Here is a 24,363-nt window from a genome sequence, read left to right as displayed (position 1 = left end):
CCTTGGAAAGAGAGCAAGCGCCATGTGACGCTTGAACGTGGCAGTGCTGTAATGACTAGACGAACAAGAAGACGCGGCACAGTAAAAAATCCTCACCCCACCCGTGATAAAACGGGCGGATGAGCTGGCAGGGATCAGATGTCCCAGATCAGGTTGATCGCGACGTTGCGACCTGGCTGGGTCAGGCGGTCCAGGCTGGCGGGGGAAGTCACACCCGCTTCGCCGACACCGTCGTAGCTGCGTACGTCATCCCAGTTCCAGTATTTCTTGTCGGTCAGGTTGTACAGGCCGCCGTTGACGGTCAGGTCGTCGGTGACTTTGTAGAAACCGGTCAGGTCGACGATGCCGAAGCCCGGGGTCTTGAACGGTCCGTTGGCGGTGTTGCCGTCTGGAGAAAAGAAGGTATTGCGGTCGACGCGATTCTGTTTCTTGACCAGCGTCCAACTGACCAGCGCGCCGTAGCGGTCCTGGTCATAACCCAGGCCAAATACGCCCTTGAGCGGGTTGACGCTGTTCAGCGGCTCGCCGGAGTCGTCGTTACGGCCGTAGGTGTAGCCAATCGCACCCTGGGTATACAGGCCTTGCGGCGCACCTGCCGCATCCAGATTCATGCGACCTTTGAGCTCAATCCCCTTGGTGGTCGCGCGCTTGATGTTTTTCGCCTGGAAGGCCGCTAATTCGCCGCCGGCGACAGCGGCGTCTTCATCAATGAAATCGCGGAACTTGTTGTAGAACACCGCCACTTCAAACGAGCCTGAGTCGAAGTTGCCGCGAATGCCGGTTTCGATGCCCTTGCTGGTTTCCGGCTTGAGGTTGGGGTTGGGCTCGACGATGTAGCCTTGCTGACTGTTTTCAAAGCGTCCGAACAGCGCTTTGGCCGATGGCGTGCGGAAGCCTTCGGCGTACTGGCCAAACCAGGTGTACTGCTCGGTCAGCGCGTAGGTCAGGCCGAATTTGGGGGTGACGCGGTGCCAGTTTTTTTCCTTGTTGCTGTGGTCATATTGCCGCTGAGGATCGACGGTGTTGAGGAATTCTTCGGTCAGCTTGGGTTTGAGGTGGATGTAGTCGTAGCGCAGGCTCGGCAGGAAGGTCCAGTCATTCCAACTGATCTGATCCTGCACGAACAGCGCGTAGCTGTTGATGGTCGGGTCGGGGAAGTCACTGGCTTTTTTCACGCTGTCTCCGGCCGACGGGCTGGGGGCGCCGATCGCCGTGCAGCCGGCGCCTACGGCCAGGCATGTGGCGGCGCCTTCACGGGATCCGGTGACTTTCTGCTGTTTGAGCGTGGTGCCGTAGGTCACCACGTGATCGGTTTCGCCCATGGCGAAGGCCTTGTCCAATTGCGCATCGAAGACCCACTGTTTTTCTTCGTAAAGCGTGTCGCGGGTACGCAGTACGCGACGGCCTGCCTGGTAGATTTCGGCGGTGGCCTGATCGGTCTTGGCGATCTGGTAATTGAGGCTGGTCTTGATGTGATCGGCAATCGGCGAATCGAGCGCGAAGCGGTTTTCGATGCCGAAGCGCTCGCGGGTGATGGTGTCGTTCCCTCGCCGGTCTCGGTAGAGGTTGAAGCCTTGACCGCCGACAAACGGGCCACCGACCGCATTCTTCATATTGATGTCGCGATCGTCCTTGTACTTCTCATACGTCAGGCCCAGACGGTTCTCATCGCCGTAATTCCAGCCCAACTTGGCCAGTACGTTGCTGGTTCGGGCGTCCTCCGGGTTGGCGGCGGTACGGGCCAGGCCGGTGGCATTGTTGCCATCGTAGGATTCGGTTTCATGACCGTTGCGCTGGCTCAGGTGCAACAAACCGTCGAAGTCCTGCACGCGGCCGGCCACGGTGCCTGAGGTCAGCCAGCTTTCGTCGGCGGAGCTGTAGCCGGTTTTCAGGCGTGCGCCGTAGTCCTGGCCAGGCTTGATGATGTCGTCTGGATCAAGGGTGAAATAGCTCACCGCGCCACCGATGGCGCTGCTGCCGTACAGGGCCGAAGCCGGGCCGCGGAGGATTTCCACACGCTTGACGATTTCCGGGTCGACGTAGTTGCGGCGTGTCTTGGCGTAGGGGCCGTTGAAGAAGTTGTTCGGTACTTCGACACCGTCCACCTGGGTCAGGATGCGGTCGCCATCAATGCCGCGAATGTTGTAGCCGGAATTGCTCGAGCGGGTGCCGGCCCCACCGACCGAAACACCCGGCTCGTAGCGCACCAGCTCACGGATAGTGTTGACGTTCTGGCGATCCAGCTCCTCGCGCGCATGCACGCTGACCGTGTTGGGGACGCTGCTCACGTCCTGCGCCTGGCGGGTGGCGCTGATGGTGACTTGTTGCAGCGTGATGGCGCTGCCCGCCGCGCGTTTTTCCAGGACGATGTTGTTATTGCCCAGCTTGCGGTAGCTCAGGTTGGTCCCCACCAACAACCGCTCCAGGGCCTTTTCCGCGGTCAGCGAACCGCGCGCGCCGGGAGAGGAAATGCCTTCGCCCAGCTCAGCCGGCAGGCCGACTTGCCAGCCGGTCACGGTGGTAAAGGCGTTCAATGCCGATACCAACGACTGCTGCTCGATGCTGAAGGTGTAATTGGCGTGGCTGCGCGAAGCGGACTCGGCGGCGACGGCTGTCATCACCGGGCTGCCCGCGAGCAGGATGGCGGCGGTCAGCAGGCAAAGACCTTGCTGACGAGCGGGGGAGGAGGACCGGCGGTTGAAACGAGACGACATCGAAAGCGCTCCGGAAGGTACGAATCTTATAGTTGCGAAACCGATTCAAATGCGAATCAGTTGCATTGGCTAAGACGAGACGTACCAGCGCTCACTATCGAGTAAAAATAATTATTCTCAATTGAGAATGACCAGCGCCGGGAATTCCGAGAGTTTGGCCGAGGTGATGTGGGCGAGGGAACGCACCACGTCCAGTGGTTGGTCCAGGCGGTAATTGCCGGTCACGGCGACGCTGGCCAGCCGTTCATTGGTGTTGACGATCCAGCCAGGGTAGTAACGCCGCAGTTCCGCCAGCACTTCGCTCATCGGGCAGTTTTCAAAGATCAGGCGGCCCTTGACCCAAGCCAGATCCTTGGAGACGTCGAGCCGGGCCGGCGGGCCAAAGCCATTGGGTCCGACGCGGATGCTTTCACCCGCGCTCAGGCGCACCCGGTTGTTGCCGGAAGTGGTACTCAGGTCGACATCGCCGCGTTGCACCTGGACCTGGGCTTCACCGTTGAGGTAACGCACGGCGAAGGCGGTGTCGCTGACGCTGGCGCGCACCGGGCCAGCCTCGATTTGCAACGGCAGGCCATGGTTGGCGGCGATTTCGAAAAACGCCTCTCCCTGATACAGCCGCGCAATGCGTTGATGATTATTGAGGGTGCTGGAGAACGCCGAGTTGGTATTGAGCAACACCTTGGAACCGTCATCGAGCTGCACACGCTGACGTTCGCCAACCACGGTCAAGTGATCTGCCTGCAGGCGCACCGGCACGTTGCTGAAACTGAACAGCCCGAGCAACAACACCGCAGCGGTAGCCAGGGGTTTCCAGTGGGGTTTTACCCGACTCCACGCGCTGGGCCTGCGGGGCGCATTGAGGGCCACGGCGGCACTATGGACGGGCGCTCCGCTCCAGGCGGCCTGGGCTTTGGCGAAGGCTTGGGCGTGGGCCGGATCGGCGGCCAGCCAGGCCTGGAACTCGGCTTGCTGCCCGGGCGCCGGGCATTGCAGGGCGACCAGCCAGTCGAGGGCTTGGTCCATGGCCGTATCTTGCAACACCTCATGAGCAAGCTCATGGGGGAGCAGTTTTTTCGGATCCGTCACGGTGTTCCTCGGGTCTTCGCCACGTTTTATTCGAGGTCTTACAAGGTTTGCGACATTTTTGTCGGTTTGCCCTGACAAAGCTTAAGGGGGATCGAGTCGTTCAGCCACACCCACACAGATTGCCATGATCAGTTTCAGTTCCTTTTGCACGGTGCTCAGGGACACCTCGAGCTGGTCGGCGATCTCTTGATAGCTGCAGCCATGCAAGCGACTGAGGATGAATATGCGCTGTTGGCGGGGGCTCAACTGCCCAAGGCTGATGCTCAGGTGTTCCAGCAATTGTTCGGCGTGGGTTGCGTCTTCCGGAGTGCTGTCGGGGGAGGCGACGTTTTGCAGGACGTCCATCGGGACATCCTCCTGCAATGTACGGGATTGAATCCTGCGCGAGCGCAGATGATCCAGTGCCAGGTTGCGTGCCGTCTGGAAAACGAAAGGTTCGAGGTGGTCAATCCGTCGTTCACCGAGGGCCCGGGTGACACGCAGATAAGTTTCCTGCAACAGGTCCTCGGCGGTGCTGGGGTTATTCACCATTCGCTGCAAGGTGCGCAGCAGAATCACCCGTTGGGTCAGGAAGACGTGATTGAAGCGAGATTGGCTCACAGTGATACCAGAGCGATTGGTAGTTAATGATAATGCTTATCATCATCGAAAATGGCAAGGGGGTTGGGTGGGGGTTGGGTTGGGGACATATCCGTTGCTGCGGTAACGGCTTCTTATGGTTTCGCTCTTACAGCGAGTCACTTTGGAAAAGCCCCAAAGTAACCAAAGGGCTCTTGCCCCACCACTCGGCACCTCGCTCAGGCTCGGTGTGCCCTCTCTCCGGCATTGCTCCGTGGGCCGCCGCGACGGGCCATCCATGGCCCAACGCGGCTATCCCGGCATCCATGCCGGGATACCCACTGCGCAATGCCTGCGTTCGGCCAGCGTGGTTAACGGGGCGCCTAAGATCAAGATCAAAAGCCAGAGCCAGAGCAGATCAACAGACCGCTGACTTCGTCAGCGAATAAGGATGTAGAAGCAACGCCGCGTACGCTTCAGAGATCAGGTCGGCTACTAGGCCGCCTCGCTCTGTTTTTGATTTTGATCTTGGCGCCCCGTTAAACCACGCTGGCCGTAGTCCGATATTGATTCGGGGGGCATCCCGGCATGGATGCCGGGATAGCCGCGTTGGGCCATGGATGGCCCGTCGCGGCGGCCCCCCGAATCAATGTCGGACTACGGGCATGCCGAGCCTAGGCGAGGCACCGAGTGGTGGGGCAAGAGCCTTTTGGTTACTTTGGGGCTTTTCCAAAGTGACTCGCTGTAAAAGCGAAACCAATAGTGGCCGTACCCAAAAAACGGATATGTACCCCAACCCAACCCAACCCAACCCAACCCAACCCACAACCCACAGGCAACCAGACAACCAAGCCCTACTTATTCGGCGTTACACAACGCCAGACAGTTATCCAGCATGCGATTGGAGAACCCCCACTCGTTGTCATACCAAGCCAGAACCTTCAACAGCTTGCCACTGGACTTAGTGTGATTGGCATCAAAAATCGACGACAACGGGTTATGGTTGAAATCGCTGGAAACCAGCGGCAGGGTGTTGTAGCCGAGAATCTTCGAATGCTGGCTGGCCTCCTTGAGCAAGGCATTAACCTCATCCGCACTGGCCTCGCGCTTGAGCTGCACGGTCAGATCCACCAACGACACGTTGATCACCGGCACACGCACGGCCATACCCGTCAGCTTGCCCGCCAATTCCGGCAACACCAGGCCCACGGCTTCGGCGGCACCGGTCTTGCTCGGGATCATATTCTGGGTAGCGGAACGCGCACGGTACGGGTCCGTGTGGTAAACGTCGGTCAGATTCTGGTCATTGGTGTAGGCATGAATCGTGGTCATCAGGCCGCTTTCGATGCCCAATTCGCGGTGCAGCACCTGCGCGACCGGGGCCAGGCAGTTGGTGGTGCACGAAGCGTTGGAGATGATCTGGTGGGATTGGCGCAGAATGTCATGGTTCACGCCATACACCACGGTGGCGTCCGCGCCTTTTGCCGGTGCCGAAATGATGACCTTGCGGGCGCCGGCGCTGATATGGGCAGCGGCCTTGGCGCGGTCAGTGAACAGACCGGTGCATTCAAACACCACGTCGATTTTTTCCGCGGCCCAAGGCAGGTCGGCCGGGTTGCGAATGGCACTGACCGCAATCCGGTCACCATTGACGGTCAGGCTTTCCTGATCGTGGGCGACCTCGGCATCGAACGTGCCGTGGACGGTGTCGTATTTGAGCAGGTGGGCATTGATTGAACTGTCGCCCAGATCGTTGATGGCGACGATCTGCAAATCCTGGCGGTAACCTTGGGTATAAAGTGCGCGCAGGACGTTGCGGCCGATGCGGCCAAAACCATTGATTGCAATTCGAAGAGTCATTTGAAAGCGCCTGTCGTCGATTTGTTGTAAGAATTACAAGATTATTCGCATAAAAATAGAAAACAAGCCTTTTTAGTGGCAATATTTTGTTCAATCTACAACGAGTGACCTGAATCAACTGGTCCGATTGATCAAGTAACTGTCCGCCAACCTCTTTGCGGCGGGCTTTTGATCAGCATAGACACTCAGGTCGCCACATCCGTTAGCCTGGAGTTCTACACATGCATCCCCGCGTACTTGAGGTCACCGAACGCTTAGTCGCCCGCAGCCGTGCAACCCGTGAGGCTTACCTTGCGCTGATTCGTGGCGCTGCCAGCGACGGTCCGATGCGCGGCAAGCTGCAATGCGCCAACTTCGCCCATGGCGTGGCCGGTTGCGGCACCGAAGACAAGAACAGCCTGCGCATGATGAACGCTGCCAACGTGGCAATTGTTTCGTCATATAACGACATGCTCTCGGCGCACCAACCCTACGAACATTTCCCCGAGCAAATCAAAAAGGCCCTGCGCGAGATCGGTTCGGTCGGTCAGTTTGCGGGCGGCACCCCAGCCATGTGCGACGGCGTGACCCAGGGCGAGCCCGGCATGGAGTTGAGTCTGCTGAGTCGCGAAGTGATTGCGATGTCCACGGCGGTAGCGCTATCCCACAACATGTTCGACGCCGCGCTGATGCTGGGGATCTGCGACAAGATCGTCCCCGGCCTGATGATGGGCGCCCTGCGTTATGGCCATCTGCCGATGATTTTCGTCCCGGGCGGGCCGATGCCCTCGGGCATTTCCAACAAGCAGAAGGCCGACGTGCGCCAGCGCTACGCCGAAGGCAAGGCCACGCGCGAAGAGCTGCTGGAATCGGAGATGAAGTCCTACCATAGCCCCGGCACCTGCACTTTCTACGGCACCGCCAACACCAACCAGTTGCTGATGGAAGTCATGGGCCTGCACTTGCCGGGCGCGTCTTTCGTCAACCCGTACACGCCGCTGCGCGATGCGTTGACCCGTGAGGCGGCGCATCAGGTCACGCGCCTGACCAAGCAAAACGGCGCGTTCATGCCGATTGGCGAGATCGTCGACGAAAAATCCCTGGTCAACTCCATCGTCGCCCTCAACGCCACCGGCGGTTCCACCAACCACACCTTGCACATGCCGGCCATCGCCATGTCGGCGGGCATCATCCTGACCTGGCAAGACATGGCCGACCTCTCCGAAGTGGTCCCGACCCTGTCCCACGTCTATCCGAATGGCAAAGCCGACATCAACCACTTCCAGGCTGCGGGTGGTATGTCATTTTTGATCCGTGAACTGCTCGGCGCCGGCTTGCTGCACGAAGACGTCAACACCGTCGCCGGCCACGGCTTGAGCCGCTACACCCAGGAACCTTTCCTGGTGGACGGTGAACTGGTCTGGCGCGATGGCCCGGTTGATAGCCTCGACGAAAGCATTCTGCGCCCGGTAGCCCGTGCCTTCTCCCCGGAAGGCGGCTTGCGCGTGATGGAAGGCAACCTCGGCCGTGGCGTGATGAAAGTGTCCGCCGTGGCGCTTGAACACCAGATCGTCGAAGCGCCGGCGGTGGTGTTCCAGGACCAGCAGGATTTGGCCGATGCCTTCAAGGCGGGTCAATTGGAAAAAGACTTCGTCGCCGTGATGCGCTTCCAGGGCCCGCGCTCCAATGGCATGCCGGAGCTGCACAAGATGACGCCGTTCCTTGGCGTGTTGCAGGACCGTGGCTTCAAGGTGGCGCTGGTGACAGACGGGCGTATGTCCGGCGCCTCGGGTAAGATCCCCGCCGCGATTCATGTCAACCCCGAAGCGCAGAGCGGCGGTGCGCTGGCGCGGGTCAAGGATGGCGATATCATTCGTGTGGATGGCGTCAAAGGCACCTTGGAGATTAAGGTGGACGCCGAAGAATTTGCAGCGCGCACGCCTGCCTCGGGCCTCCTGGGCAATAACCTGGGGGCTGGTCGCGAGTTGTTTGCGTTTATGCGCCTGGCCGCAAGCTCCGCAGAGCAGGGCGCCAGCGCCTTTACCTCTGCCCTGGAGACACTTAAGTGAAGCTTGCGCTGGTTGGTGACATCGGCGGTACCAACGCCCGTTTTGCGTTGTGGCGGGATCAGCAATTGCACTCGATCCGGGTGCAGTCCACGGCGGACCATGAAAGCCCCGAGGAGGCCATCAAGGTCTATCTCAAGGAGCAGGGCTTGGAGATCGGCGCCATCGGCGCGGTATGCCTCTCGGTGGCCGGGCCGGTGAGCGGTGACGAATTCAGATTCACCAATAACCACTGGCGCTTGAGCAAAACTGCCTTTTGCCAAACCTTGCAGGTCGAGGAGTTGTTGCTGGTCAATGATTTCTCGGCCATGGCGCTGGGCATGACACGCTTGCAGCCCGATGAGTTTCGCGTGGTCTGCGAAGGCACCCCGGAGCCGTTGCGCCCGGCGGTCGTGATCGGACCGGGCACCGGCTTGGGGGTCGGCACCCTGTTGGACCTGGGCGCCGGCCGTTGGGCCGCCTTGCCGGGCGAGGGTGGCCATGTCGACCTGCCTCTGAGCAGTCCACGGGAAACCCAGTTGTGGCAGCACATCTACAGCGAAATCGGGCATGTCAGCGCTGAAACGGTATTGAGCGGTGGCGGTTTGCCGCGTCTTTACCGGGCCATTTGCGCGGTTGACGGGCATGTACCGTTATTGGACACCCCCGAAGCCATTACGGCCGCGGGGCTGGCGGGCGATCCGGTGGCCATGGAAGTCCTGGACCAGTTCAGCATTTGGCTGGGCCGCGTGGCGGGCAACAATGTGCTGACCACCGGAGGACGTGGCGGTGTGTACATCGTCGGTGGGGTGATTCCGCGGTTTGCCGACTTCTTTGTCAGCAGCGGTTTTACCCAGAGTTTTGGCGACAAAGGCTGCATGAGCGACTACTTCAAGGGCATCCCGGTGTGGTTGGTGACCGCACCGTATTCCGGCTTGACCGGGGCGGGAGTGGCGTTGGAGCAAGCGTTTGCCTGACCGGCTCCACCCATAACAATAAGGAGGACCCCGTGAGCGTAATCAGTAAATCCATTCTCCTCGTCGATGACGACGAGGAAATCCGCGAATTGCTGCAAACCTACCTCAGCCGCGCCGGCTTCCAGGTGCGGGGCGTGCCGAATGGCGCGGGGTTTCGCCAGGCAATGAACGACGCGCCGTGCGACTTGGTGATCCTCGACGTGATGCTGCCCGACGAAGACGGTTTCAGCCTTTGTCGCTGGGTGCGCCAGCACCCGCGCCAGGCCCAGGTGCCGATCATCATGCTGACGGCCAGTTCGGATGAAGCCGATCGGGTTATCGGCCTGGAACTGGGCGCGGATGATTACATCGGCAAGCCCTTCAGCCCACGCGAACTGCAGGCGCGGATCAAGGCCCTGTTGCGTCGTTGCCAGTTTGGCCAGGAGCGCGGCGGCGATGTGCTGGTGTTTGATGAGTGGCGCCTGGACATGATCAGCCACCGGCTGTTTCATCTGGACGGCGAGGAAGTGATCCTTTCCGGCGCCGACTTTGCCTTGCTGAAACTGTTTCTCGATCATCCCCAGCAAATCCTTGACCGCGACACGATCGGCAATGCCACCCGTGGTCGTGACCTGATGCCGCTGGACCGGATTGTCGACATGGCCGTCAGTCGTCTGCGCCAGCGCCTGCGTGACACCGAAAAACCTCCACGGCTGATCCGCACCGTGCGCGGCAGCGGCTATCAATTGGCGGCCAATGTGGTTGCCAGTAATGCCCATTAAGCGACTGAACGAACTGCGCCGGCGGATTCCGGTACCGCGTTCGTTGTTAGGGCGAATGCTGCTGCTGACCTTGCTGGCGGTATTGTTTGCCCAGACGCTGTCCAGCGTGATCTGGGTTTCACAGTTGCGCGCCACCCAGCTCGAAGGACTGGTCACCAGCGCCCGCAGTCTGGCCCATTCGATGACCGCCAGCGTCAGCTATTTCCGCTCTCTGCCGGTGGCATACCGACCGTTGGTGCTGGACCAGTTGCGCAGCATGGGTGGCACGCGTTTTGTGGTGACACTCAACGACAAACCGCTGGACATGCAGGTGTTGCCGCAAACCCCGCGTAAGGCGGCGGTGCTGGACGCGGTGCAAGACGTGTTGCACGAGACGTTGGGGCGCGACGTGCATATTTCGATCGAGTTTGTCAGTGCCGAAGACCTGCGCATTTTCAATGCCGGCTTGAAGCTGGATGAATTGCCGCGATCCTGGGCGCATTACGCGTTGACCCTGGAGCCGGTCAACCCGCCGGTGCTGGTCACGCAAATCCAGTTGGCGGCCGGCGAGTGGTTGTATATCGCATCGTTGTTGCCGGAGCCCTATACCAGCCTTGAAGAGCAAGGCCTGCCGTCCCAGCAGGTGTGGTTTATCGTGCTGACCAGCGGTTTCCTGTTGCTGTTTATCGGTCTGCTGGTGCATTGGCAAAGCCGCCCGCTCAAGCGCCTGGCGCGCGCGGCCCGGGATATGTCGCTGGGTGCCGATGTAGAGCCGGTGGCCGAGGGCGGCGGCAGCGAAGTGGTGGAAGTGGGGCGTGCGTTCAATGCCATGCGCGATCGCATCAGTCGCTACCTGACCGAGCGTAGCCAGTTGTTCAGCGCTATTTCCCACGACTTGCGCACTCCGATCACGCGCCTGCGGTTGCGGGTGGAGTTGTTGGAAGATGAGAAGCTGCAAGTCAAGTTTGGCCGCGACCTGGATGAGCTGGAACTGTTGGTCAAAGGCGCGCTGCAGTGCGTCAAAGACACCGATATTCACGAGAACATCGAGCCGGTGGACCTCAATCATGTGCTCGACTGTCTGGTGGAGCCGTACCTGGCACCCAACGGCAACGGGCGCATCACTCAGAACGGTCGCGCGCTGGCGGCGTTCCCGGGCAAGCCGCTGGCGCTCAAGCGCTGTATTGGCAATTTGATCGACAATGCCTTGAAGTACGGGCAGAACGCCCATTTGCACATCGAGGACAACGGCGCAGAGTTCATTCTTCACGTCGATGACGAAGGCCCCGGCGTACCGGAGCAGCGGCTGGAGCAGGTCTTCGAACCGCACTTCCGACTCGCCGGTCAGCAGCAGGGCTACGGGTTAGGCCTGGGCATCGCGCGCAATATCGCCCACAGCCATGGCGGCGAAGTGAGTTTGCAGAATCTGCGCGAAGGTGGCCTGCGGGTCACGTTGCAGTTGCCCCGCAGCCTGGATTAAACGCTCTGGCGCAAGCGCGCCAGATCGCGCAACGGCGGTGCGCCAAACAGGCGGCTATACTCGCGGCTGAACTGCGAGGGGCTTTCATAGCCCACCCGATAACCCGCCGCCGAAGCTTCCAGGCCTTCGGCGAGCATCAAGCGTCGCGCTTCCTGCAGGCGCAATTGCTTTTGATACTGCAACGGGCTCATGGCGGTGATTGCCTTGAAGCGATGATGCAGGGTCGAGACGCTCAGGTTCACCTCCTTGGCCAAGTCATCGATGCGCAGCGGCTGTTCGTAATTGCTGTTGAGCCAGGTGATGGCTTGGCTGACACGATGGCTCTGACTGTTGGCGACCGCAATTTCGTACAGCCGGTAACCCTGCGGGCTACGCAATAGCCGGTAGAGAATTTCGCGGTTGATCAGCGGCGCGAGCATCGCGATGTCTTTGGGACTGTCCAGCAGGCGCGTCAGGCGCAGCACGGCATCGAGCAGTTGTTGGTCGATATGGTCGACATACATCCCGCGCGACGTCGGGCGCGTGGGCACACCCATGGGGCCGGCTTCGGCAATCAATGCGGTGAGTTGCGCCGGGTCGATGTTTATGCGGATCGACAGGTTGGGGTCTTGCGGCGTGGCATCGATGATCCGGCCCGCCACCGGCATCGCTACCGAAAACACCAGGTAATTGAGCGGGTCGTAGGCGAAGGTCTCGTTGGCCAGGCGGACTTCCTTGCTGCCGTGGGCCAGGATGCATAACGCGGGCTCCACCAGCACCGGCATGAAGTCCCGGGGGGCGTTATGGCGGTTGAGGAACAGCGACGTGATCGCCGTACCGTAGGAACCGTCCTCCCAGGTGTGGCGACGCACGATACCGGCCAGTTCAGCCCGTTGCTTTTCCATCTCGGCATCGAGAGGCGTGGCGTGATAGTCGGGCAACGACATGGGGCGACCTCGGCAAGCTGTGTTGATGGTGCTCAGCTTAACGGCGGGCGGACAAACTGTGTTACGTCAATTCTGCACAATCCTTGCCTGATCCTGCGAAACATCGTGAATCAGGCAAGTCATGCGCCTGAAACAAAGCCTTCATGGGGCAAATATCCGTCACGCCTGATCGTTGTCTTTACGCTTTTCGCAGGATTGTGCAATAAGCCGGCAGGAATCGACTAACCGCCTTTGTGCTCGCGCCCGTATCTTTGGTTGTGTGGCAACACGCCTTCACCGTGCTTGCCGAGCATCACTTCTCAACGGGAGAGTCGAACATGTTTACCCCCATTCCCGCGAGCCATATGGCCTTTATCCGTGCCCATGCCGGGTGCAGCACCGAGCTGGGTGCACGTTTGAGCAGTCTGATCGAGCCGGGCCGCCAGGCGCCGGGTTGTTTGCAGTTTTCGTTGCAGCGTTCCCAGGTCGACCCGGACGTTTGGCTGGTATCGGGTTTCTGGAGCAGCGAGCAGGCGATGAATGTCTACTTCAGTTCTCCGGCGCTGCTGATCTTCACCGAGCTGTTGAACGACATGGTGGTGCGCAGCATGGACTTCCAGACGTTCACTGACACCTCTGCGGTGAATGCCTATGGCGAATACCTGCAACTGGCGGGCTGAACGTCTAGAATGGCCCACTTTCCATTGGCCAGGACCCGCAACATGGCACGTAAAGAGTTTGCCCATCACGAAGCTGTTTCCGCTCTGGTTCGCGAGGATGAAGGCGGTTACAGCGCCGCTATCGCCGTCAAGGCGCTGGATGGCATGGGCGCCCCGCGCTTTCACAAAATCCTCGAAGGCCAGACATTCAAGACCGCCGACGACGCCGATCAAGCGGCCGCGCAGCAGCTCGAACGCTTGATCGACATCGACGCAGAAGGCCAGTTGACCTGGACCGCCACGCCCTTCGCTGCTACGGGCGGTGCATCTTGAACAGGGCTTCAGGCCCGAGCTGGAAGTAATCCGCCGGGCCGCCGCCGCGCAGAATCGGTTCGGCGGCAGCAGTGTCGTAGATACCGTCCTTGAGCAGCCATTTGGCAATGTGCACCGCGACCACTTCGCCGAGCACCAGCCAGCTGGGCACCAACGCCTGGTCGGCGCGCTGCAGTTGAATGATCTGGGTGACCTTGCATTCGAATGACACCGGGCTTTCGCCCACGCGAGGCACGGCGATCACGTTGGAAGCCACCGGCGTCAGCCCGGACAATTCAAACTCATCGACCTCAGGTGAAACGGCGGCGCAGCTCTGGTTCATCTGCTCGGCCAGCGGGCGCGTGGCCAGGTTCCAGACAAACTCGCCGGTCTGTTCGATGTTATTCAGGCTGTCTTTACGCCCGACACTGGAAAAGCCAATGATTGGCGGAATGTAGTTAAAGGCGTTGAAGAAGCTGTAGGGCGCCAGGTTCAGGCGACCTTCGCGGTCCTGGGAGGAAATCCAGCCAATCGGCCGTGGCCCGACGATGGCATTGAACGGATCGTGGGGCAGGCCGTGGCCTTTGGCGGGTTCGTAGAAGTGGATCTCGTCGGACATGGCCGGGGTTCCTGCTGCGCGCTAAAAAGAAGGCGTCATAGTGCAAGCCGTGGCGCCGGATTTCCACCCATGTCTGCGTTCAAGAGTCTGAGATTGATCCATCGATCACATCCTTGCGCGTGGCCGAGGGTTGTCCCGCGGCGTTGCGTGCATAGCTGCAAACAGTGACGGGTAACTGGGATGCCTGAACGGTAACGACACCGGTGATAGGTGCGTAGCGGGCGTCGCTGCTGTCGGCGCAGGACGCGGCGGGCGACGGTACGACATAGGCGTAATAGTGGATAAAACCTGTGTGTTGGTCTTCCCAGGCTAACTGGTAATTCAGGCTGATTTGCGGTCTCGGCGTTGCCGGCATCAAGAATACAGCGTGGGTAAACGCATTGTGCAGCAAGGCCGGGGTCAGGGATTGGTTGCGTGTAGTCACTCCGATGATGCACAGCACATGAGCGCCCAGAGCTGGGCCGATCGCCTGATTGATATAGGCATCGGTCGATGTTGTCGCGTTGTTGTAGCCAGACGGGACGCTACAGTCCTTGACGTTGCGCACTGTTTTGAAACGATAAAAGGGGGCCTCGATGGAAAACCTGAGATTCCAGGTGGGCAAGCTATTTTGCCCGGGCGCCCCTTGTTGTATGTGCACAAAGGGTGGCAGGTTCCAGGGCTCTTCCAGGGTTATCTCGACGGGTTTGAGTTGACAACTCACAGTGTTATTCAGGAACAGTCCGTCGACAAAACAGTGCCGCAGGGTGTGCGCCGGATAGCTGTAGTTGAACCTGGCAGCTTCACACGCGGAGGTGTTTTTGCAGTTGTTAAGGATCTCTTTTTTGATGACGGAGGCGACCTTGCTGACGATGCCGGTGATCTCGTTGGTGTGACGATCCAGCATCGGGCTGCCGGAACTGCCGAACTGCAGGTCGTTACAGCGGTTTTTCATGGCGCTGGAAAAGACCCCGGGATGCTCGACAAAACTGTCTGTTGTGAACTCCTTGCAAGCACTCATGCGCAAGCCTTTCTGGCGAAATCCGCTCGGCGATCCGATGTTGATCACCTCGCGCGCTCCCGAATACTGATAATGCTCGGCAAGTTTGAGCGGCATGATGCCTTCGGCGATGAGTCCAGCCAGTGATATGTCTAGCTCGAGGATCGCCAGGTCAGTGCCGGCCATGCTGCTCCAGTGGGCGGTATTAATGCGCAAAGTGCGCTGTTGTTCAGGAGCGTCGTAGAAATAGTTGAAGGTGATGCTCGCGTCTATGGCTTGGCCGATGTGAGCGGTGCCGTAGCTGAACAACACGCAATGCCCACTGGTCAGTACGTAGGCTGGACCGACGGCTTTGTCTTGTCGGTTGCGGGTATCGAGCAGCACCGCGTTGCAGGTTTGACCGATAGAGTTTTTCAAGCGACCGATACCGGTCCACAACGCATAACGTTGATTGTGGTTCTGGAGTGCTACGGATGGGGACTGATCGGTCAGTCCTTCTGCAAGATCTCTGGCACGGATTTGGCCAGCAATGCACAGCAGCGCCAGAAGCAGGACCAGGGTGATGTAGCGCAATAACATGACAACTCCTCGGTAGGGGGGACTAGCGGGTCGTGTCCGTTTTACTTGACCCGTCGAGCCGAGGGGACGTGCATAGTTATTGAGTCAGCCTGCCCAGGCAGAAAGGGAAATAGGGGGATTGAACACCAGAACGCCGGTTTGTCGGGTGTGTTCGCTTGCACGAATAGACTCGATCAAACCGGCGTTCTTGTGTGCATGTTTCCGGGCTTCATCAGGGGGGCGTTGTGTGTGCCCCCCGAACCGCCTCAGTCCGTGGTGATCCGCGAATGCTTGCGGGTGTCCTTCATGGTCACATAAACCGCCAGTGACACGGCAATACAGGCGGTGACGTACCAGTAGTAGCCGGTTTCCATGCCGATGCTCTTGAACCACAGTGCGATGTATTCAGCGGTACCGCCGAAGATCGACACTGTCAGCGCATACGGCAGGCCAACGCCGAGGGCACGGATTTCAGTGGGGAACAGTTCGGCCTTCACCACCGCGTTGATCGAGGTGTAGCCGCTGACGATGATCAGCGCCGCCATGATCAGGAAGAACGCGCCCCACCAGGTCTGGACAGTGTGCAGGGTCGTCAGGATCGGCACGGTGAACAGGGTGCCGAGGACGCCAAAGGCGATCAGGATCGGCCGGCGACCGACCTTGTCCGAGAGTCCGCCGATGATCGGTTGCAGGCACATGAACAGAAACAGCGTGGCGGCCGAGATCGTGGTGGAGTCGGAAATACTCATGCCGACGGTGTTCACCAGGTATTTCTGCATGTAGGTGGTGTAGGTGTAGAACGCCAGCGTGCCGCCCATGGTCAGGCCGACCACGGTCATCAGTTCCTTGGGGTGGCGCATCAAGGTGCGCATGGCGCTTTCCTTGGATTTTTCTTTTTTGGTGAACGACGCGGTTTCTTCCATGCCGCGACGCAGATACAGCGCAACGACCGCGCACAGTGCGCCGATGGCAAACGGGATACGCCAGCCCCAGGCGTACAGCTGCTCGGTGGTGAGAACCTGTTGCAGCACGATCAGCACCGCCAGCGCGATGAGCTGGCCGGAGATCAGGGTGACGTACTGGAAACTGGAGAAGAAACCACGGCGTTCCTTGGTCGCCATTTCGCTCAGGTAAGTGGCCGAGGTGCCGTATTCGCCACCCACCGACAAACCTTGCAGCAGCCGGGCGAAGACCAGCAGGATCGGCGCGCCGACCCCAATGGTTTCATAGCCGGGACTCAGGGCGATGATCAGCGAGCCGAAGCACATCAGCAGTACCGAGGCCATCAGCGCGGCTTTACGGCCGGCGCGGTCGGCGTAGAGCCCCATCAACCAGCCACCGATCGGGCGCATCAGGAAACCTACGGCGAAGATGGCGGCGGTGTTGAGCAGTTGCGCGGTGGTATCGCCTTTCGGGAAGAAGGCCTTGGCGAAGTACAGCGAGAAAGCGGCGTAGACGTACCAGTCGTACCACTCGACCATGTTGCCGACCGAACCGCTGAAGATCGATTTGATGCGGCTGGTGGTGGTGCGTGCTTGCGCCGGCGCGGCCGCCGACCCCAAAGGCAAGGTATTGGAGTTATCCATTGAAGGATCCTTCATCTAATTGTTTTTGTGGAGCGCGCTTGAGCGCAGCCTGCCGGAGCTATAGCAGGAGCTGTGCCAAACGGATGAAGGCCCGGTCTAGAGGGGGTGTGGGATTTTTCTGAGCGAAAAGTCGCTGATGTTTTGAATGCCGTGAGCGGAAATCCGCTTACGACCATTGAAGCGTCTACTGTAGGAGCGAGCTTGCTCGCGAAGATCGTGAACGATGACGCAGGAAATCTGACACCCCCGAGGCCTTCTCAGGTTTTTCGCGAGCAAGCTCGCTCCTACACACGGCGCACCGAGCCTGAGCGGTGGTGCTGCTTAAAGAAACATTTCACGCGCCAAGCCATGGCGCTGCATCTTTTCGTTCAGCGTGCGCCGCGGCAGTTGCAGCTCGGCCAGCACCGCCTTGATATCGCCCTTGTGCCGGCTCAGCGCGGCTTTCAGGCAATGCGCCTCGAAGGCTTCCTGCTGAGCCGCGAGGGATTGCCCGGCTTCAATCGCGTCAGGTTCCGGGTCATCCAGGCCGAGTACCTGGCGTTCGGCAACGTTGGCCAGTTCGCGCACATTGCCTGGCCAGTCATGGCTGAGCAGACGTCCCAGTTGCGGCCCGCTGAGCGGCGCAAAACTGCGGCCCAGGCGGTCGGCGGCGCTCTGGGCGAAGTGCTCGAACAACAACGGAATGTCTTCGCGACGTTCGCGCAGCGGTGGCAGCCGCAGTTGCGCAACGGTCAGCCGGTAAGCCAGATCCTCACGAAAGCGTCCGGCCCGTGCTTCGTCCAGCAGATCCGGTTTGGTCGCGGCAATGATCCGCAGATCCACCTTGATGCTCTGGTTGGAGCCCAGGCGCTCGAGTTTCTGTTCCTGCAATACCCGCAGCAATTTCACCTGCTGGGCCAATGGCATGCTTTCGATCTCATCGAGAAACAAGGTGCCGCCGTCGGCATATTCCAGCTTGCCGATGCGCTTGCCCTGGGCGCCGGTGAACGCGCCGCTTTCATGGCCGAATAACTCGGCCTCAAACAACTGCTCGGGAATCGCTGCACAGTTCAGCGCGACAAACGGCTTCTTCGCTCGCGGCCCGAAGTCATGCAGGCAACGGGCGACCAGCTCCTTGCCGCTGCCGGTTTCGCCACGGATCAGCACATTGACCGGCAAGGCCGCGAGGTCCAGCACCTGGCGGCGCAGATTCTGCAAGCCACGCGACACCCCCAGCAGGCTCGACTCCAGCTTGGCCCGATGATCGGCCTGCTGATGCAACCGACGGTTCTCCAGGATCAAGCCGCGCTTGTCCAGGGCCCGGCGCAGGCCGTTGAGCAGCGCGTCGGGGCTGAAGGGTTTTTCCAGAAAGTCATAGGCGCCGTCGCGCATGGCTTCGACGGCCATCGGTACGTCACCGTGACCGGTCAACAGGATCACCGGCAGGTCAGCATCGCGGCGTTGCACCTCGGCCAGCAACTCCAGGCCACTGAGCCCCGGCATGCGTACATCGCTGAGAATTACCCCGGCAAAGTCGCGGGGCAGTTGGGCCAGGCAGTCGTCGGCACGGCTGAACAGTTGCACCTCGAACCCCGCCAGACTCAACCACTGTTCCACCGCGGTGCGGATGCTGGCTTCGTCATCGACGATGATCACGGCATTTAGCATAGGTCTGGCGCCTCCAATGCAATGGGCAGGGTCAGGGTGAAAATTGCGCCGTCATCCTGGTTCGCAGCGCTCAAGCGTCCGCCCAGTTCATGCACGATAGCGTACGACACCGCCAGCCCAAGGCCGAGCCCGTCGCCCACCGGCTTAGTGGTGAAAAACGGGTCAAACACGCTGCCCAGGTGTTCCTCGGCAATGCCGCCGCCGCTGTCACTGACGGTCAGTTGCCACAGTTGCTGGTCGGCTTGCAGGCAGATTCTCAGGCGTTTGTGCGACTTGTCGAGCATGGCGTCGAGGGCGTTGCGCAGCAGGTTGATCAGGACTTGTTCAAGTCTGATCGCGTCGCCACGAACCCAGGCTGGGCGGGTCAACTCCAGTACCGTAGCGATGGATTCGTCGCGCAGCCGCGCATCCAGCAAGTGCAGGGCTTGATCCACCACGGTCGCCAGGTCCAGGCGTTCGCGCAGACCGCTGGGGCTTTTGCGCGCGAAAGTCTTGAGGTGGCCGGTGAGGGCCGCCATGCGCGTGAGCATGTCGTCCAGTGGCGTCAGGGCCTGGTAGGCGTCGTCAATGCGACCGTGATCAAGCAACAGGCGCAAGGTCGCCAGTTGCATGCGCTGGGCAGTCAGCGGTTGGTTGATTTCATGGGCCAGGGCCGCCGACATTTGTCCCAGCGCCGCCAGCTTGGCCGATTGCACCAGACCATCCTGGGCAGTGCGCAGGGCGCGGGTGCGTTCCTGCACCAGTTGTTCAAGTTCTTCGCGACTGCGCTGGCGCAGGCGCGCCAGGCGCCAGCGCTGGGTCAGGAACAGCAGCAGAAACACCAGCGTCAGCCACAGGCCCGCGGCCGCGAGAGCGGCGTTCCGTTGATCTTCGGCGGCAACCTGAGGCTTGCGCAACAGGTGCAGGGTCCAACCTTCGGCTTTCAGCGGCAGGGATTCCCAAATGTAATTGGCGCTGCCGTCAGGGCCGTCGACTTGCATCAAATGGCTGTTCTGGTCAAAGCGTTGCAGGGTTTGGGTGCTCAACGCCAGCAGGGGTTTTTTGTCGTACTGGCGGGTGGCCTTGAGTTCTGCGTGATCACTCTCTGACAGCGGGCGCAGATTGCGATAACGCCAGCCGGGCTGATTGGCAATAAACACGATTCCCCGCGCATCGCTGAGCAGTAGCAGATCGTTGCCCTGGGCCCATTCGCGTTCCAGTTCCGGGAACTCCAGCTTCACCACCATGGCGCCGAGAAATTGCTGATGCTCGTCGAGTACCGCGCTGGACAGGAAGTAACCTGGCACCCCGGTGGTCACGCCCACCGCATAAAAGCGCCCCGTGCCCTGGCTGCGGGTCTGACTGAAATAGGGGCGGAACGCGTAATTGTGGCCGACGTAACTGCTGGGCAAGCGCCAGTTGCTGGCGGCTACGGCCAGGCCGGTGCGGTCCATCAATTCAAGGGTGGATGACTGTGCCGCGGCGTTGATTCGCTCCAGTTTGCGGTTGAGCACGTCCTGAGTGGCTTGATCCAAGGGGCCTTTCAAGGCGTTGATCATCTCCGAATCCAGCGCCAGCACGGCGGGCAGGGCGCGGTAACGTTCAATCAGGGTTTGCAGAGAGTTGGCATACAGCGCCAGTTGCTGGCTGGCGCGGCTGGCATCATTCACCAGGGACTGGCGTTCAGCTTCGCGAGTGGCAAGCGCGGCGGCCAGCACGGCGCCGGCAATAATCAGCAGGGCGTAGAAGGTCAAGCGCAATGGGCGAGGGATCGCGATCATACGAGGATGAACAGCTGCAATAAGGGGCGAGCACGATAGCATGCGCGGCACCGTATTGTGGGTAGAGGGATGTTGGCGCAAGGAGCAGTTGTGGCGAGGGGGCTTGTTGTGGCGAGGGGGCTTGTCCCCCGTTGGGTTGCGCAGCAGCCCCCGAAAAAACGGGAGCGCTACGCACTCCAACGGGGGACAAGCCCCCTCGCCACAGGAAGCCTCATTACCACAGGAAGCCCCTCACTACAGGAGGCTTCATTACCACAGGAAGCCCCCCACTACCGGGGGCCTCATTACCACAGAAAGCCCCCCACTACAGGAGGCTTCATTACCACAGGAAGCCGCCTCACTACAGGAGGCTTCATTACCGAAGGAAGCCCCCTCACTACAGGACGCCTCATTACTACAAGAAGCCCTTCAGCGTTCTCAGTACAACCGAGAACGGTTTATTGCACTTCTACCGCCAGGCTTTCACTGATCTTTTTCTGCCAGATCGCAGGACCGGTGATGTGTACCGATTCGCCCTGACTGTCGACCGCCACGGTGACGGGCATGTCCTTGACGTCAAACTCGTAGATCGCTTCCATGCCCAGTTCGGCGAATGCGACAACGCGCGATTGCTTGATGGCTTGTGCCACCAGGTAAGCCGCACCGCCCACCGCCATCAGGTACACCGCCTTGTTGTCCTTGATCGCTTCGATAGCGGTCGGACCGCGCTCGGATTTGCCGATCATGCCCAGCAGGCCGGTTTGCTCGAGGATCTGCCGGGTGAATTTGTCCATCCGCGTCGCGGTGGTCGGGCCAGCCGGGCCAACCACTTCTTCGCGCACCGGATCAACCGGGCCGACGTAGTAGATAAAGCGACCCTTGAGGTCGACCGGCAGGGCTTCACCCTTGTTCAGCATTTCGACCATGCGCTTGTGCGCCGCGTCGCGACCGGTGAGCATCTTGCCGTTGAGCAACACGGTTTCGCCCGGCTTCCAGCTTTGCACTTCTTCCGGCGTCAGGCTGTCGAGATTTACACGACGTGCCGATGGACCCGCTTCCCAGACGATTTCCGGGTAGGCGTCCAACGGTGGCGCTTCCAGCGATGCCGGGCCCGAACCGTCGAGCACGAAGTGGGCGTGACGGGTCGCGGCGCAGTTGGGGATCATGCACACCGGCAGCGAGGCGGCGTGGGTCGGATAATCCATGATCTTCACGTCGAGCACGGTGGTCAGGCCACCGAGGCCCTGGGCGCCGATGCCCAGTTGGTTGACCTTTTCGAACAGCTCCAGGCGCATCTCTTCGATACGGTTGGACGGGCCGCGCTTTTTCAGCTCGTGAATGTCGATGGATTCCATCAACACTTCCTTGGCCATCACGGCGGCCTTCTCGGCGGTACCGCCGATGCCGATGCCGAGCATGCCGGGTGGGCACCAGCCGGCGCCCATGGTCGGAACGGTCTTGAGTACCCAGTCGACAATGGAGTCGGACGGGTTGAGCATGGCCATTTTCGACTTGTTTTCGGAACCGCCGCCCTTGGCCGCCACGTCCACTTCCACGGTGTTACCCGGAACGATGGAATAGTGGATCACGGCCGGGGTGTTGTCCTTGGTATTCTTGCGCGCACCGGCCGGGTCGGCGAGGATCGAGGCCCGCAGAACGTTTTCCGGCAAATTGTAGGCGCGACGCACGCCTTCGTTGATCATGTCGTCCAGGCCCATGGTGGCGCCATCCCAGCGCACGTCCATGCCGACACGCACGAACACGGTGACGATGCCGGTGTCCTGGCAGATCGGGCGATGGCCGGTGGCGCACATGCGCGAGTTGATCAGGATCTGGGCCATGGAGTCGCGCGCCGCTGGCGATTCTTCGCGCAGGTAGGCTTCGTGCATGGCCTGGATGAAGTCAACGGGGTGGTAATAGGAAATGAACTGCAGGGCGTCGGCAACGCTCTGAATCAGGTCGTCTTGCTTGATCACGGTCATGAGTCGCGCTCCTCTATAAGACGGGAACATTTAATAAAGGTGTCTTCAGATGGGTGTATCGGTCGCTGAAGGCACCTTTCCAAGGCACGCCAAGTGGTGCAGGCGCGACGCTAAAAAGGCGCGGCAGTATAACCCGGCACGGTGGCCGATACACCCGACGATGGTCAAACTCTGCCGCGCATGATTCCCTGTGTTTGCTTTTTCGATCCGAGAATTTCCATGCCTGAACTGTACGTTGGCGAACGCCATTGGCCGGTATCCACCGGCAGCAACCTGCTGGACGCCCTGAACCTGGCCGGGGTGGCCGTGCCCTCCAGTTGCCGAGCCGGTAGTTGCCATGCCTGCCTGGTGCGTTGCCAGGGCGAGGTTCAGGACAAACAGCCCGATGCGTTGAGCGCGGCACAACGTCAGGAGGGCTGGCGCCTGGCCTGTCAATGCCAGGTCATGGGCGACGTGCGAGTTGAAACGTTCGATCCGCTGAAAGATGGCCTGGCCGCGCGGGTGCTGCGGGCCGATTGGCTCACTGCCTCAGTCTTGCGTCTGCGCCTGGAGCCTGCGCGCGGCCTGCGTTATCAGGCGGGGCAGCATCTGGTGCTGTGGGCGGGCAACGTCGCGCGGCCCTATTCGCTGGCCAGCCTGCCTCAGGTCGACGCGTTCCTGGAGTTTCACCTCGATTGCCGTTTGCCCGGTGAATTCACCGATGCCGCGCGCTCGCTCAAGGCCGGCGACAGCCTGCGTCTGGGCGAATTGCGCGGCGGAGCGTTGCAGTACGACCCGGACTGGCAGGCACGACCGCTGTGGCTGATCGGCTCGGGTACTGGCATCGCGCCGCTTTGGGGCGTACTCAGGGAAGCGTTGCGCCAGGATCACCAAGGCCCCATCCGGGTGATTCACCTGGCCCATGATGACACCGCGCATTACTTGGCTGAACCGCTGGCGGCGCTGGCTGCCAGCCATCCTCACCTGACTGTCGAGCTTTGGACGGCGGCGGAGCTGGCCCAGGCTTTGGCACAACTGCGGCTTGTATCCCGGCAAACGCTGGCCTTACTCTGCGGGCATCCGGTCCACGTCGAGGCGTTTTCCAAGCGCCTGTTCCTGGCTGGATTGCCGCGTAATCAACTGTTGGCGGATGTGTTTTTGCCTCGTGGTTGAGCGCTGACTCTTATCTGCGAGAGTGACCATGACCGACGCCATCCTGTTGCAACGCGACCGCGGGCTGCTGATTCTGCAACTTAATCGCCCCGACAAGAAAAACGCCCTGACTCGCGCCATGTACAGTCAACTGGCCGAGGCGCTGGAGCAGGCCGATGCCGATTCGACTATCAATGCCGTGCTGATCCAGGGCAGCAGCGAGTGTTTTACCGCGGGTAACGACATTGGCGACTTTCTCGAACAGCCACCCACGGACCTCGACAGCCCACCGTTTCACTTTATGAAGAGCCTGCTCAACTGTCGCAAGCCGGTGATCGCGGGCGTGGCCGGTGCGGCGGTCGGGATTGGGACAACCCTGCTGCTGCATTGCGACCTGGTGTATGTCAGCGGTAATGCGCGGTTGCGTATGCCGTTCGTGAATCTGGGGCTGTGCCCGGAGTTTGGTTCGAGCCTGATCCTGCCTCGTTTGCTCGGGCATGCAAAAGCGGCGCAATTGTTGCTGTTGGGTGAAGGTTTTTCGGGCGCGCAGGCGGCTGAATGGGGCATTGCCACCGAGGCACTGGACAGTGGCGAAGCGGCCTTGGCCAAGGCGCGGGAAATAGCCGGACGCTTTGAAACCTTGGCACCGGGCGCGGTGCAGGTGACCAAGCAATTGATGAAAAGCGTTGATCGCGAGCAGTTGCGGCAGGTGATCGAGGAGGAGGGGGCGTTGTTTACCCAGCGATTGAGGTCGCCGGAAGCGATTGCGGCGTTGTCGGGGTTTATCAACCGACGCTAACCCAATGT

The 24,363-nt window shown here is 60.5% G+C and carries 19 protein-coding genes; 8 read left to right on the top strand and 11 right to left on the bottom strand.

Annotated features, from left to right (window positions below):
* Positions 1 to 134: 134 nt before the first annotated feature.
* The 4 genes from AC6CIA_RS17590 to gap form a co-directional block, all read right to left on the bottom strand.
* Positions 135 to 2,714, bottom strand: coding sequence for a TonB-dependent receptor (locus tag AC6CIA_RS17590; RefSeq protein WP_498313770.1), 2,580 nt, complete (start codon positions 2,712 to 2,714; stop codon positions 135 to 137).
* Positions 2,715 to 2,831: 117 nt separating this feature from the next.
* Positions 2,832 to 3,800 (bottom strand): FecR family protein, encoded by a 969-nt coding sequence (locus tag AC6CIA_RS17585; RefSeq protein ID WP_498313769.1) that lies wholly within the window; start codon positions 3,798 to 3,800, stop codon positions 2,832 to 2,834.
* 81 nt (positions 3,801 to 3,881) lie between these two features.
* Positions 3,882 to 4,400, bottom strand: a complete 519-nt coding sequence (locus tag AC6CIA_RS17580; protein WP_498313767.1) for an RNA polymerase sigma factor — start codon at positions 4,398 to 4,400, stop codon at positions 3,882 to 3,884.
* 816 nt (positions 4,401 to 5,216) lie between these two features.
* Entirely contained in the window at positions 5,217 to 6,218 is a 1,002-nt protein-coding gene (gene gap, locus AC6CIA_RS17575) for a type I glyceraldehyde-3-phosphate dehydrogenase (protein WP_084380478.1), read from the bottom strand.
* A 221-nt stretch (positions 6,219 to 6,439) separates the two neighbouring features.
* On the opposite strand from gap, the gene edd reads away from it, so the two are divergent.
* The 4 genes from edd to AC6CIA_RS17555 are packed head-to-tail and all read left to right on the top strand — an operon-like array spanning position 6,440 to position 11,439.
* Complete coding sequence (edd, locus tag AC6CIA_RS17570) at positions 6,440 to 8,266, top strand: phosphogluconate dehydratase (RefSeq protein ID WP_339530641.1); 1,827 nt, start codon at positions 6,440 to 6,442, stop codon at positions 8,264 to 8,266.
* Complete coding sequence (locus AC6CIA_RS17565) at positions 8,263 to 9,219, top strand: glucokinase (protein WP_498313764.1); 957 nt, start codon at positions 8,263 to 8,265, stop codon at positions 9,217 to 9,219. Before edd ends, AC6CIA_RS17565 begins: the two co-directional genes overlap by 4 nt.
* Positions 9,220 to 9,251: 32 nt before the next feature.
* Entirely contained in the window at positions 9,252 to 9,980 is a 729-nt protein-coding gene (locus tag AC6CIA_RS17560) for a response regulator (protein WP_498313762.1), read from the top strand.
* Complete coding sequence (locus AC6CIA_RS17555) at positions 9,970 to 11,439, top strand: ATP-binding protein (protein WP_498313760.1); 1,470 nt, start codon at positions 9,970 to 9,972, stop codon at positions 11,437 to 11,439. The genes AC6CIA_RS17560 and AC6CIA_RS17555 overlap by 11 nt, the downstream gene beginning before the upstream one ends.
* Here the strand turns inward: AC6CIA_RS17555 and AC6CIA_RS17550 are convergent.
* Positions 11,436 to 12,365: an AraC family transcriptional regulator gene (locus AC6CIA_RS17550; RefSeq protein WP_498313758.1), complete on the bottom strand. Its 930-nt coding sequence runs from the start codon at positions 12,363 to 12,365 to the stop codon at positions 11,436 to 11,438. The genes AC6CIA_RS17555 and AC6CIA_RS17550 overlap by 4 nt on opposite strands.
* Positions 12,366 to 12,682: 317 nt before the next feature.
* Between AC6CIA_RS17550 and AC6CIA_RS17545 the strand changes: the two genes are divergently transcribed.
* Positions 12,683 to 13,024, top strand: coding sequence for an antibiotic biosynthesis monooxygenase family protein (locus tag AC6CIA_RS17545; protein WP_498313756.1), 342 nt, complete (start codon positions 12,683 to 12,685; stop codon positions 13,022 to 13,024).
* A gap of 9 nt (positions 13,025 to 13,033) precedes the next feature.
* A complete protein-coding gene (locus AC6CIA_RS17540) occupies positions 13,034 to 13,336 on the top strand; it encodes a hypothetical protein (RefSeq protein ID WP_498313754.1) in 303 nt (100 codons plus the stop codon).
* Here AC6CIA_RS17540 and AC6CIA_RS17535 read toward each other — a convergent pair.
* The 6 genes from AC6CIA_RS17535 to AC6CIA_RS17510 form a co-directional block, all read right to left on the bottom strand.
* Positions 13,317 to 13,934, bottom strand: a complete 618-nt coding sequence (locus tag AC6CIA_RS17535; RefSeq protein ID WP_084380462.1) for a flavin reductase family protein — start codon at positions 13,932 to 13,934, stop codon at positions 13,317 to 13,319. The genes AC6CIA_RS17540 and AC6CIA_RS17535 overlap by 20 nt on opposite strands.
* 79 nt (positions 13,935 to 14,013) lie before the next feature.
* The gene (locus tag AC6CIA_RS17530; protein WP_498313752.1) at positions 14,014 to 15,492 is read right to left on the bottom strand and encodes a trypsin-like serine peptidase; all 1,479 of its coding nucleotides are present in this window, start codon (positions 15,490 to 15,492) and stop codon (positions 14,014 to 14,016) included.
* Between the two features lie 245 nt (positions 15,493 to 15,737).
* Positions 15,738 to 17,057 (bottom strand): MFS transporter, encoded by a 1,320-nt coding sequence (locus AC6CIA_RS17525; RefSeq protein WP_339530654.1) that lies wholly within the window; start codon positions 17,055 to 17,057, stop codon positions 15,738 to 15,740.
* A 321-nt stretch (positions 17,058 to 17,378) separates the two neighbouring features.
* Positions 17,379 to 18,704, bottom strand: a complete 1,326-nt coding sequence (locus tag AC6CIA_RS17520) for a sigma-54-dependent transcriptional regulator (protein ID WP_498313750.1) — start codon at positions 18,702 to 18,704, stop codon at positions 17,379 to 17,381.
* Positions 18,698 to 20,464 (bottom strand): sensor histidine kinase, encoded by a 1,767-nt coding sequence (locus tag AC6CIA_RS17515; protein ID WP_498313748.1) that lies wholly within the window; start codon positions 20,462 to 20,464, stop codon positions 18,698 to 18,700. Before AC6CIA_RS17515 ends, AC6CIA_RS17520 begins: the two co-directional genes overlap by 7 nt.
* A 437-nt stretch (positions 20,465 to 20,901) precedes the next feature.
* Positions 20,902 to 22,425 carry a fumarate hydratase gene (locus tag AC6CIA_RS17510; RefSeq protein WP_339530659.1) on the bottom strand — a complete coding sequence of 508 codons (1,524 nt, stop codon included), beginning with the start codon at positions 22,423 to 22,425 and terminating at the stop codon, positions 20,902 to 20,904.
* Between the two features lie 219 nt (positions 22,426 to 22,644).
* Here AC6CIA_RS17510 and AC6CIA_RS17505 point away from each other — a divergent pair, with 219 nt between their 5' ends.
* Positions 22,645 to 23,577, top strand: a complete 933-nt coding sequence (locus AC6CIA_RS17505; RefSeq protein ID WP_498313746.1) for an iron-sulfur-binding ferredoxin reductase — start codon at positions 22,645 to 22,647, stop codon at positions 23,575 to 23,577.
* Between the two features lie 28 nt (positions 23,578 to 23,605).
* The gene (locus AC6CIA_RS17500; protein ID WP_498313744.1) at positions 23,606 to 24,355 is read left to right on the top strand and encodes an enoyl-CoA hydratase; all 750 of its coding nucleotides are present in this window, start codon (positions 23,606 to 23,608) and stop codon (positions 24,353 to 24,355) included.
* Positions 24,356 to 24,363 lie beyond the last annotated feature (8 nt).

Source organism: Pseudomonas sp. GQ91, assembly GCF_059758795.1.
This window is presented reverse-complemented; position numbering and strand designations above follow the sequence as displayed.